The organism is Rheinheimera sp. (assembly GCF_030824435.1).
Lineage (GTDB): Bacteria > Pseudomonadota > Gammaproteobacteria > Enterobacterales > Alteromonadaceae > Pararheinheimera.
Map to the genome: position 1 here is coordinate 24,674 of NZ_JAVBXS010000091.1, position 11,713 is coordinate 36,386.

Annotated in this window: 11 protein-coding genes; 7 read left to right on the plus strand and 4 right to left on the minus strand. The window is 49.3% G+C overall.

What is annotated here, in order from left to right:
* The first annotated feature begins 10 nt into the window (after positions 1 to 10).
* Complete coding sequence (locus tag RCH83_RS15265) at positions 11 to 1,558, plus strand: DUF3369 domain-containing protein (RefSeq protein ID WP_306523642.1); 1,548 nt, start codon at positions 11 to 13, stop codon at positions 1,556 to 1,558.
* A 77-nt stretch (positions 1,559 to 1,635) separates the two neighbouring features.
* On the opposite strand, the gene RCH83_RS15270 is transcribed toward RCH83_RS15265, so the two are convergent.
* Positions 1,636 to 2,229, minus strand: coding sequence for a DUF3833 family protein (locus RCH83_RS15270; RefSeq protein WP_306523643.1), 594 nt, complete (start codon positions 2,227 to 2,229; stop codon positions 1,636 to 1,638).
* A gap of 226 nt (positions 2,230 to 2,455) precedes the next feature.
* On the opposite strand from RCH83_RS15270, the gene RCH83_RS15275 reads away from it, so the two are divergent.
* The 3 genes from RCH83_RS15275 to RCH83_RS15285 are packed head-to-tail and all read left to right on the plus strand — an operon-like array spanning position 2,456 to position 4,573.
* Entirely contained in the window at positions 2,456 to 3,019 is a 564-nt protein-coding gene (locus RCH83_RS15275) for an RNA polymerase sigma factor (protein ID WP_306523644.1), read from the plus strand.
* Entirely contained in the window at positions 2,994 to 3,647 is a 654-nt protein-coding gene (locus RCH83_RS15280; protein ID WP_306523645.1) for a hypothetical protein, read from the plus strand. The genes RCH83_RS15275 and RCH83_RS15280 overlap by 26 nt, the downstream gene beginning before the upstream one ends.
* On the plus strand, positions 3,644 to 4,573 hold the full coding sequence (locus RCH83_RS15285; RefSeq protein ID WP_306523646.1) for a hypothetical protein: 930 nt from the start codon (positions 3,644 to 3,646) through the stop codon (positions 4,571 to 4,573). The genes RCH83_RS15280 and RCH83_RS15285 overlap by 4 nt, the downstream gene beginning before the upstream one ends.
* A 167-nt stretch (positions 4,574 to 4,740) precedes the next feature.
* Here RCH83_RS15285 and RCH83_RS15290 read toward each other — a convergent pair whose 3' ends face one another.
* Complete coding sequence (locus RCH83_RS15290) at positions 4,741 to 5,115, minus strand: thiol-disulfide oxidoreductase DCC family protein (RefSeq protein ID WP_306523647.1); 375 nt, start codon at positions 5,113 to 5,115, stop codon at positions 4,741 to 4,743.
* Positions 5,116 to 6,043: 928 nt separating this feature from the next.
* On the opposite strand from RCH83_RS15290, the gene RCH83_RS15295 reads away from it, so the two are divergent.
* Entirely contained in the window at positions 6,044 to 6,676 is a 633-nt protein-coding gene (locus tag RCH83_RS15295) for a hypothetical protein (RefSeq protein ID WP_306523648.1), read from the plus strand.
* 788 nt (positions 6,677 to 7,464) lie between these two features.
* Here the strand turns inward: RCH83_RS15295 and RCH83_RS15300 are convergent.
* Positions 7,465 to 7,911, minus strand: coding sequence for a hypothetical protein (locus tag RCH83_RS15300; RefSeq protein WP_306523649.1), 447 nt, complete (start codon positions 7,909 to 7,911; stop codon positions 7,465 to 7,467).
* A 437-nt stretch (positions 7,912 to 8,348) separates the two neighbouring features.
* The gene (ampC, locus tag RCH83_RS15305; protein ID WP_373689783.1) at positions 8,349 to 9,539 is read right to left on the minus strand and encodes a class C beta-lactamase; all 1,191 of its coding nucleotides are present in this window, start codon (positions 9,537 to 9,539) and stop codon (positions 8,349 to 8,351) included.
* A 215-nt stretch (positions 9,540 to 9,754) separates the two neighbouring features.
* Between ampC and RCH83_RS15310 the strand changes: the two genes are divergently transcribed.
* Positions 9,755 to 10,639 carry a LysR family transcriptional regulator gene (locus RCH83_RS15310; protein WP_306523651.1) on the plus strand — a complete coding sequence of 295 codons (885 nt, stop codon included), beginning with the start codon at positions 9,755 to 9,757 and terminating at the stop codon, positions 10,637 to 10,639.
* A 175-nt stretch (positions 10,640 to 10,814) separates the two neighbouring features.
* Positions 10,815 to 11,576, plus strand: a complete 762-nt coding sequence (locus RCH83_RS15315) for a hypothetical protein (protein WP_306523652.1) — start codon at positions 10,815 to 10,817, stop codon at positions 11,574 to 11,576.
* Positions 11,577 to 11,713 lie beyond the last annotated feature (137 nt).

Sequence of the window (11,713 nt, forward strand, 5' to 3'; positions counted from 1 at the left end):
AGCTGAGCCTATGAGCAACCAAGACTTTTTATTCAGTCAGGACACTGCCGTCAGTTGGGCAACTGAACCGGACAAATCCCAGGTCACCCAAAAACCCTGGAAGGTACTGATAGTCGACGACGATGAAAGCATTCACCAAATCACCAGTCTGGTTTTGCGCGGCTTTCAGTTTGAACACCGCAATGTCGATTTGATCCATGTTTACAGCGCCCGTGAAGCCAAATCTGTGCTGGAAAACAATCCGGATATCGCGGTTGCCATTATTGATGTGGTGATGGAAACCAACCACGCGGGTCTGGATTTAATCAAAACTATCAGAGCCGAACTGAAGCAACATCAAATCCGCTTGATTTTGCGCACCGGTCAACCCGGCGAAGCACCGGAAGAAAGTGTGATCCGCGATTACGACATTAACGATTACAAAAACAAAACCGAAGTGACGGCCATCAAACTAAAAACGCTGTTGTATTCGTCGTTACGCTCTTACCGTGATATCTGCATTATCGACGACAACAAAAAAGGCCTGGAAAAAATTATTGCTTCCACTGTCAGTTTTCTCGAATGTGAAAGCCTGACTGAATTTGCTTCCAATATTCTGGCGCAGGCCGCCCATTTGTTAGGCCTTGATCATCAACAAATTTATTGTTGTGCCGCCACAGGTGACCCACGTCAGCAACAACTGCAACTGGAAGTTATTGCCGCGACCGGTCAGGAAACCACACCGGATCACCAACTACCGGACAATGTGGTGGACCGGCTAAGAAAAGTACATCAGCTGAAACACACTTTTCATGGCGACGATTATTTTGTTGGTTATTTCACCACCAGTCGTGGCTTGGAAAACCTGTTGTATGTCAGTAAAGACAGTAAGTTTGACCAGGTTGACCATCATCTGCTGAGTTATTTTGCCAGCAATATTGCCGTGGCTTATGAAAATATCCGGCTGCGCGAACTGATTAAAGAAAGCCAACGTGAATTGTCTTATATCCTCGGTGAAGCTGTGGAACGCCGCTCCAAAGAAACCGGTAGCCACGTTAAAAGAGTGGCCAATTTCAGTTTCCTGCTGGCACAAAAATACGGTTTATCCAACTATGACGCGGAAAAAATTAAACTGGCGTCACCGCTGCACGATGTCGGCAAAATTGCTATTCCGGATCATATTCTGAATAAACCAGGTAAACACGACGCGGCAGAATGGGACATCATGCGTCAGCACGCTGAAATTGGTTATCAGATTTTGCAAAAGTCCCAAAATGAAATTCTGCAGCAAGGCGCCATTATTGCGTATGAACATCATGAACGTTGGGATGGCAAAGGCTATCCACGGGGTTTAACAGGCGAAGAAATTGATATTGCCGGCCGTATCACGGCACTGGCCGACGTGTTTGACGCCCTTGCCAGCGAACGTTGTTACAAAGAAGCCTGGCCTATGCCAAAGGTGTTGCAGTATCTGGCTGAGGAAAAAGGTAAACAATTTGACCCTGTGCTGGTGGATATTCTGCTCAGTCATCTGGACGAGTTTATTGCCATCCGCGACGCTTACCCTGATTTGCAATAAGGGCTGATGGCAGCCTTCACCACAAATAACAACTGCTGCAAAAGGCCTGTGTAAACACAGGCCTTTTTTATACAACATTATCCTTGTGGCGCCAGCGGCACTGTACGTTCCGTCTGATGATAACGACGAATAAAAGCGGCGCAATCTGCTGTTTTGTCGAGCTGGCGAATCGCCAGGGTAAGCTCCCCTACTGTCAGGCCAAATTTATGTAAGGTGGATCTGTTGATCAACTGGTGAGGGCTTACCAGATACAGCCAGTCTTTGACAGTCACATCAATAAAGTCGCCGTCCTGCGGTATCCGCAGCACATATTGCCAATACAAAGTATTGCCTGCGAGCTGACCCGTGGCCTGCCCCACCACATCTTCAGCAGTACCGGATATTTCGCCTTTTTCATTCTGCCGCAGTTGCCAGTGCCTTTTGTCGATACGGCCATCACTAAAACTAAAAATCTCAAATAAATCGCCTTTTTCGCCTTGCCACTGACCACAAAGTTCAGCGGTAAAATGCAGACTCTGCTTGCCACGCCAGTCGTGCATCACCCCAAAAGCTTCGCTGGAACCAACAAAAAATTCTGACAACCTCAGCTGTGGTTGTATAGCCTGATAGTCCTGCACCGACTGGCTGCAACCAAACAAGGCCAACATACTTAACCATAAAGTTCTGCGCATCTGTGAAATTCCGCCATAACTGCAATGACAACAGATACGGCTGCACAAGACTTTCGGATTGGTGCATAAAAAAACAGTCAAAGATGAAAAAACTGGCAATAAAATTATGAATAAATTCAATGAACTGAATTAGTATTAAAAAAATTTGCAGTTTTTTCGCCAAATGGCCAACTAAATTCCGTCAGGCCACGACCAATGCTCATCAGAACCTGAGAATAAAAACAAAGTGTTTAAACGCAGTGATGAATCCTTAATCAACAAAGCGCTGAATGGCGACGAACGCGCCTGGCAGCAGCTGATCAGCCGTTATCAGTCGGTGCTGTATTATTACGGCCTGCGACTGATGGGCAACCCGGACGATGCCCGTGATCTGCTGCAGGACGTTTGTATGGTGTTGTGCCGCAATCTGGCGCAGTTCCGCGGCGACAGCAGCTTTAAAACCTGGCTTTTTGGCATTGCCAATTACCGCGCTATGGATATGCTGCGCAAGCGCAAACCCAGCCAGGATCTGGATGATATACCGGAACTGTATAACGAGGACGAACAAAGCCATGAGCAGCAGCTGTACGGCAGCCAGACGCAAAAACTGGTGCAGCAGCAGCTTAGAACCTTAGCGCCGGAACAACGGCTGGTGGTGGAATTACGTTTTTATCAGCAGTTTACTTTTGACGAAATTGCCGAGCAGCTGGCGCTGTCGAGTAACACCGTCAAATCAAGATTTTACGCAGCATTAGATAAACTGCGTGTGCAGTTGGAGGTAACAGATGTTGGACAATCAGCAAATTTTTGAAGCCTGGCTCGCGGGCAAAATAACCGCTGCTGAATGTGAGCAACAACTTCGTTCAGATAGCCAGTGGTATGGCCGTTTTCTGGCGGCAAGCAGCATCCAACAAGATGCCAGAGCGCCGATGTTTGATGCGGTGCCGCAAATAGACACCAGTCAGATGTTCCGCCAGCAATGGGGCCACAAAACCACTAAAACGGCCTGGTGGCCGAGGTTGAGTGTTGGCATGTCGGCCATGGCACTGATTATCAGTATTTCACCTTTGCAGCTGCAACTGCAGGACGGCGCTTTGGCGTTAAGCTGGAAGCAATATGACAGTGCACAGCAACAACAGCAGTTGCAAACCATGCTGGCCAGTTTTCAGCAGGAGCAGCAGCAATATTTGCAGCAACAACTGCAAAACCAGCAGCAACAACAAGCCACTCAGCTGGTGATGCTAAAAGACTATCTGTCTGAAAATGAACAAAAAGCGCGGCGTGGCGACATGCTGGAGCTGGTTGAATACCTGAATCAACAACGACAAGCCGACTGGCAATACTGGCAGGACAATGCCCAGCCAAGCCAGGCCCGGCTTGATTACAGTAGCAGCAGTTATCTGCCGAACCGAACCATCAACGGAGTAAACAAACCATGAAACTGAATTTTTACGTTACAGCACTGGCCGCCCTGCTTTTTAGCGGCAATAGCCTGGCCGCCACTGAAGTGAGCCCTAAGCTGAAGCAAAATCTGGAGATCATGCGCAATATTCTGCAAACGTCGTTAGAACAAGGCAAACACTCGAATGTCAGCCGCATCAGCCACAGCTATCTGGCAGGCCAGGGCGTGTTGTTCCGCACCGGCACCCGCGGTCAGTTTGGTCATTATTTTGCCATGGCGCCTATGCCACCGGCAGCACCTATGCCACCTATTGACCATGCAGCTATTGCGGCCATCAGCGCACGGGCGACAGCGGCAGCGAATACTGCGATGGCAGGCGGCCATATTTCGGAAGCCGATATTGAAGATATTGCTGAACAGGCCGAAGCTCAGGCTGAACAGATGATGGAACAACAAGAACAAATGCAGGATCAGATGCGCGACCTGCGGGAGCAAAGCCGCGATCTGGAACGGGAACTCAGGGATATAGAGCGGGAAAAACGCGACATTGAATTTGCCCGTAAAGTGGGTAAAGAAGACGCTGAGCAGCAAAAACAACTGACGCAGCTCAACAACAAAAATGCCGAGCTGCAAAAACGTCTGGCCGATACCAAACAAAAATATGCGGCCTGGGAGCAGGATTTCCAGAAAAAACGTGACGAGCAGGCCAAGTTAGCAGCGCAAAAACAAGCTGAGCTGATTACCAGCATCAGCGTAAACTTTGCCAACACTTTATGTGACTACGGTGCCAGCCTGCGCGAAATTAAAGACAACGAGTTTGTGTCTTTACAGCTGGAAACCTCACAAGGCCGCGACAGCAAAGATATTTATTGGGTCTTTAAAAAATCTGATATTAATCAGTGTGTCAGCGGTAAGTTAAAAGCTGAGACTTTGCTGAAAAAAGCGGATTATTATCAGTATTAATGTCGAATTAAGCGGGATAGACCGCTTCGCCTCTACAAAGCCTGCATTTAGCAGGCTTTTGCTTTTTTGGCTCTGCCTAACCTCTTTGAACGCCGCAAAAAGGAGCGAGACGAATAAGCCTGAGCAACTGCTGTAAACCTGCACTACTACTTGCTGATGCTGTTTCTTCAGACTTTGCCGACCTTGCCAAACATACGCGCAAGTTTGGGCCTAAGCGGTAAAATCAGCCGGTAAGCGCCTTCAAATAACCAGGGCAAAGGCGGTATAGCACCGAGATAACCCAAAAAACGCCAGCCAGGCAAAGCCCGCCACAACCGCAAAAAAGCCCGCGCCCCCTGCCACACCTGGCCATTTTGGCCCACCAGATGGAAACGTTTAAGCGCATCACATCTGTTAATGCCTTGCGGCAGTGGTTGCACTGTGTCCGACACATCAATAAACAGCAGCGGTTCCCGCGCCTGCAGCTTTTGGTAATACGCAATTTCCCTGCTGCACAGTGGGCAACTGCCGTCGTATAGCACTTTTAGTGTGGTGTTGTTCAATCACATGCCCCTTTGTTGGTGCTGCCACCTATGGCTTGGCGACTGTTACAGCATTTTGCTGCTCTGATGTTGTATGGGGTTATTAACGTAGTCGGGCGGTTTTTGGATCTGAGGTTGATGGGCTGGCTTTTTTTGCTTTGCTGGCTACTGGCGTTGAAGTTTAACTACATAGGTGACACTGCACTTCAACTAGATGGGTGACTCTTGGCGTTCTCCCTAGGCTTAAGGGGGTAAGCGGCTGTTTATATATGGTTTTTTGATGCCTGCGGCATGGCGCGGATGCCGGGTTTCGCCCCGGCGGGCGAGTCCCTTTCTTTGCTGACAAAGAAAGGGACACAAAGAAATCACCCCGAGATCGCTCGAAAGCCCGCTGTTTTGACCAATTTTGAGGCGCCGCCAAAACTCGGCGAGCGCTACCGTCGCTCGCCTCAAACAGTTGTCGGCTTAAAACCTCAAAACCGGCCAAAACAACGGCTCGCTTGACGGGGCCAAGAGCGGTTACAACTTGACCATTTTGTTTAAAAGTAAAACTAAGACTTCAACATCACCATTTGTTTCTAACAAAGACAAAAGGCAAGACACGACCCCATCGCATCTTACGACCCCATCGCATCTTATAAACGGGGATGGAAAAGCATTAAGTTGATGATGTGATCACTTCTATTTGTGCAAAATAGATACTGCAAAATTCAACCGCTTTAAATAGTTGGCGACTGATAACGTCAAAACCGGTCAAAAAAGCTGATCAGGTTACGGAAGTAAAGGCTTTATATTTCAGGGAGTTTTAACTCTTAATGGTTGCAAAAATGTAACTTATCGTTGCAGTATCTGCCTGCAACTTGAAGGGAGGCATTTTATGGATAAACAAAAACTCAATCCGAAAGAGCACACCCATTTCTCCACTGTATTTATCTCCGGCAGGTGACAGATGAGCTACAAACTAAACATCTTTGTCGCTGGCCTTGCCGGTTTAGCACTGTGGAATTTGTCATCTTACCTGCCGCCGGATTTATCCGGCTGTGTGCAGTTTCAGGATATTTATATTCCTAAAAAATTCCTGATGCCCGGCAACAGTAGTTTTGTCAAAGTACCGGGCATGGAGTTTGACAAAGCCAATGGGATGCAGGTGGTTGTTTTACCCGACAGTAAAGGGAATGAGTTATCTATAGAGCTTTGGGGCAAATATGCTGTTCGAAGAAATGGTGCAGATACTGAAGCGAAGCCAGCGTTTGAGCAAATGGGGGGAAATGCCATTGCACCAGACCCCAATTTGGCTGGGTTGTATCGGTTTTATCATATGGAATATGAAGGGAAGCGCCTGAATGTATGGTTTTTGGTTAATGCTCCGCAGCCACCGGCAAACCCTGATGCACAATGGGCCGTTGGTTCATGTTCTGGTGGGCAGTCAGGCATTGATTGCTCTTATGTAAAAGACAGCCATGATCTGTGGTATATGATGACCTTTAAACCCGAAAGATATCGCAGCCTAGCTGAACTGGATAAGGTAATTCAACCGCATCTGGACCAGTGGAAAACCTGTATTACACCGCGTGAAAAATAGTTGTTGAATGACAGCCCCTTTACCGGGGCTTTGTTTTACCCGATGTCTTTGCTAATGCCATTGGGTTGACGCAAAACCGACTCTACACAATTCAGGCAAAGCATGGATTCGTTTTTTATGGCCGCCAGATTTGTAAGACCGTATCTAGCTCAAAGCAAAAATGACGGGGTCGCGTCTTGCCATTTGCCTAACTTAATCCGTGTTATGCCAGTTTTGCATCCAAAACCTATATTCCTAAATTAAACCGCCAAACCAAAACCGGGAGCTGCGGAGTGAGCATTCAAGAGTGAGCGCGGGAGGCGCGAACGGGCGAGCGGCGTAGTTGCCGGTGGTGGTTCGTGCCATGCCGATTTAACCTCAGCACGGCCAACAGACAACAACTGAGAATTTCGGCAGCCTGGCAAAAGCTCACTACCAAGCATGAAATGATGGAGTCGCGATTGCCATTTACTAAACTTAATCCGTGCTACGTCGGTTTTTCCCCAAAACCCATATTCACAAATAAACCACCAAACCAACACCGGCAGCTGCGCAGTGAGCATTCAAGAGTGAGCGCGGGAGGCGCGAACGGGCGAGCGGCGTAGTTGCCGGTGGTGGTTCGTGCCAGGCCGATTCAACCTCAGCAGAGCAATCAGACAACATAATCAAAGAGCATCATCAGACAACAGCTGAGAATTTCGGTAGCCGGACACAAGCTCACTACCAAACATGAAATGATGGGGTCGCGATTGCCATTTGCCAAACTGAATCCGTGCAACACACAGCACCAAAGACAGGTGCCGGTCGCATCAATGCCCGGCTTTGATTGGCAAAGTGCCTAACTGGTAAGTTGCAGTGATATTGGGATTGGCAGACCAGACCGGATCGGCTTGTATCAGAGCGCCGCGGTTTTGACTGGCAATATTCAGCTGCAAACGTTCTTTATCAATGCTTTGCCACTGCACATCAATGCCAAGCTGTTCCGGGTGGCCTTCACTGGCAAACAAATTGCCCGGGCCATCTGCCAGCATGCCGTCTTTGGCCAGAATGGAAATATTGCTACTAAAACCGGGGGCATTATTGCAACTGCGGACAAACACCACGGCTTTAAAGCGATCGTCAGGTGAAGCAAGCTGCGCTGTGATGCCATTGGTGCAGGATTGTGTGGTGGCCGCAAACATCCAGGCCACCAGAGCGCCCAGAATCACAACTGGTGCAACAGCAAACAACCCAATATCTCTGACAACCTTTTTCATGTGTTTTCCTTTGAATGATGACGACAAAACGGCGCCATTACATGTCAGCACAGGCGCAAATGCAAGCAGCACATCAGCTAAATAGATGCCCTGCCCTATCTACAGTGAAAATGTCTGCCGTGAGAATGCGTGCCGTGAAAATGATGGGCGCGTCCTGTAATTTGCCTGACATGACCTCTGCCAGGTCCGTTCCCTCAAAATCCAAGAGCCCCATCAACCGCCAAACCAACACCGGCAGCTGCGGAGTAGGCATTCAACAGTGAGCGCGAACGGGCGAACGGGCGAACGCAGTAGTTGCCGGTGGTGGTTTATGCCAGGCCGTTTTTTTCCTGCTTTGGGCAAATAAAAAAGCAGCCCAATTAGAAAAAGCCCCATCACGCCATACCAGCACAACGGGGCTTTGTTGCTTTAACTCCAGCCAGCGTCAAATACCCCTATTACTGCAAGCCTTCCAAAATCTGGTAAGCCAGCTTTACCCTGAGTGCATTGGGGTAACGTTTATTGGTCAGCATCACTATGCCTACCTGACGTGACGGGATAAAAGCGGCGTAAGCGCCAAAACCGCCGGTGGCACCGGTTTTATGCACCCAGCTGCTTGTTTTACTGACTGTTTTGCTGGCAGTTTTGCCCGCTGTTTTATCAGCAGCAGGCTGCAAAATTAAACTGGCGGCGCTGCCGGCAACAAAAGCCGGGTCTGTCATAGCTTCGAGCGCTTGCAACTGCACCGGGTAGTCGAGCATTTCCCAGCCCAGCCCCTGATACATCTGCCCCGCTTTGGCATAGGGCAACTGCGCCTTTAAAATAGCTGCTTTCAGCACTGGCGCTTGCACCTGCTGCGGCTGCATATTGGCCTGCACCCAGCTTGCCACATCACGCACACTGGCCTTCACGCCACCCGCTTCGTCCTGTAATACACCAGTGCCAATATGCACAGCTTTGCCTTCTTTATAACCCCAGGCATATTGCGCCTGCGCTTCTTTAGGCACCTGTAAATAAGTGCTGCCAAGCTTCAGTGTGGTAGTCAGCTCAGCAAATTCATCAGCATAAGTTTTACCAGCGGCAGCTGCTGCCAGGTGGGCAAATAAACCTATGCTGCTATTGGCGTAGACCCGCTGAGTGCCTGGCGCGTAAGCGGGCTTAAACTCCTGGTAATACTGCAGCAAACTGGTTTTGTCGGTCACGCTGTCTGGCATAAAAAGTGGCAGCCCACCTGCGGTGTAAGTGGCCAAATGTTGCATATTGATGTTTTGCCATGGTTTTGCCGTAAGCTGCGGCCAGTGGGTTGCCACGCTATCTGTAAGTTTGATATCACCCCGCTGCAGCGCCATGGCGCCAATGACACCGGCGAAGGTTTTGCTGATAGAACCCAGCTCAAACAAAGTGTCCGGCGTTACGCTGCTTTGGTTGGCAATATCGGCCATCCCAAAGCTGTAATAAAAAGTCTTGCCCTGCCACAACACCGCCACAGCCATACCCGGAATTTGTTGCTGCTGCATCAGCTGCTGAACTTCGTTGCCAACAGCAGCTTTTAATGCTGCTTCGTTGTGAATGAGGTTGGGAATTTTGTTAGGAGTTTCGGTAAAAGTTGCGCCGTTTTGCGCCAGCGCCGGGCCTGTGCTGAACAGCATAAGTGCCAGCGCCATTTTTGACGCCAGCGCTACTTTAAACGCCTGGGCCACTCTGGTTTTTAATAAGTGCATAAATGTTCCTTTGCAAAATGAATGGTTAAATAAAAGTGCCGGGCCCGCACTATCCATAGCTTGCCGCAGTTGACTTCGCCGGACAAAAGGTTAATTTGCATAGCAGCTGTTAGAAAAACTTACAGAACAGAGCAGGAAGCCGCATGACACGCCGTTATATCCCGTTAAAATCTTTGCGCGCTTTTGAAGCAGCAGCCCGGCATTTAAGTTTTACCCATGCTGCCATTGAGCTGAACGTGACGCACTCGGCCGTCAGTCAGCAAGTAAAATTGCTGGAAGATCAGTTACATTGCCCGTTATTTTTGCGTATTCCACGTGGCCTGATGCTGACGCCTGAAGGTGAAACTTTGTTGCCTGTGCTCAACGAATCTTTTGACCGTATTGCACAGCTGTTAGATTATTTTGCCGGTCGTAAAGTGCAGGAAAAACTCAAAATTGGTGTGGTCGGCACTTTTGCTACCGGTTTTTTGCTGCCGCGTCTAGCGGCTTTTTATCAGAAATTCCCGCATATCGAACTGCAAATTTCCACCAATAACAACAGAGTGGATCTGGCTGCCGAAGGGCTGGATTATGCCATTCGTTTTGGTAGCGGTGCCTGGCATGGCACTGCTGCTTTGTATTTATGCGATAGCCCGCTGACGCCTTTATGTACACCGGAACTGGCGGCCAAAATTAGCCAACCGGCCGATTTACTGAACTTCAGGCTGCTGCGCTCTTACCGGCGCGACGAATGGACACTCTGGTTGAAACAAGCAGGCGGGCCGATGCTTCCGCCCACCCATCCGGTGATGGTGTTTGACTCCAGCGTCACTATGCTGGAAGCCGCACAAAGCGGCATAGGTGTTGCGATAGCACCGGCGCGGATGTTTAGCCATTTGTTACAAAATGGGCGTATTGTGCGGCCTTTTCATACCGAAATCAGCCTCGGCAGTTATTGGCTGACCCGGCTACAATCCAAACCCGAAAGCAGCGCCATGCGCGAATTTGCGCAGTGGCTCAGCGCAGAATTAATTGAAAGTGCGCTTTAACCTGAGCTGTAACCTGCGCTAAAAAGTCCAGGTTACAACCATAACAGGAAGGCGGCATAGCTGGCTGCAGGCTTTCTGAGCACCAGGCTGTTGTGGTTTTTCTTAAAAACACCGGAACTTCATCAGGCAGCTTTAGTCTGTATCTGCATCATTTTCCTCAGTTTTAAGACTGCCTTTGTTGTATTCCCGCTTGTCTGTTGCCATTGCACTTTCGTTGCTGCTGCATTTGTTATTGCTGGCGCTGTTGTTATTGCAGCCTGTCCCTGCCCCGGCCAAAACTACCGTCAAGGCGGCGCCACTGACAGTACAAATCATCAATAGGCCAAAGCCCAAAACGCCAGCCCCTGCTACAAGCAGCAATAAAAACAAAGAGCCGCCTGCAACAAGTTCCGGCACAACAGCGGCGGAAAATCGAAAAGCAAACCACAGCGCTGAGGCTGCACCAGGCAAAAAACCAGCTATACCCAAACATCACAACACCACAAAAACGGCAAAAGCTTTCACCGCGCCCACACTAAAAACAGCTCAGAAGCAAAATACCCAGCAAGCCGAGCCGCAGCCAGGCACAGCAGAGGCAGCAATTGGACAACCAGGCCTTGCCGACCGCATTTTAGCCACAGTGGCAACCCGGCAGCAGCAACAGGCAACAGAACTCAGCAGTGCTGAAATTCATGCATTACAGCAAAAAACCGCGCCAGACAAAACAAGTTCGGTAGTGCGCAGCGGCCCCAAACCTTCTTATGCCGCTGACAATGTGCTGGAAGTGCTGAATGACGGCAGTTTTATCGAAAAAATTGGTGATTATTGTTATCAAGCCAAAGATGGAGCAGACCTTCGCCGTGATATCAGCAGCATGAAACCTGTCAACTGCGGCGACGATGCCAACGAAGTTTTGTACCACAGCATTATGGATAAAGTCGGGAAAAACCGGCGTTAGGGATAAACAACACCGGCACTTTCTGCATCACAATATCACTGCTTGTCCGACCAACAGACAAAACCGCTGTGTTACCTTCAATAGCCAATAAAACCCGGCTTGAGCTATGCGCCTTAGTTTCTGCCATAACGCCCGCG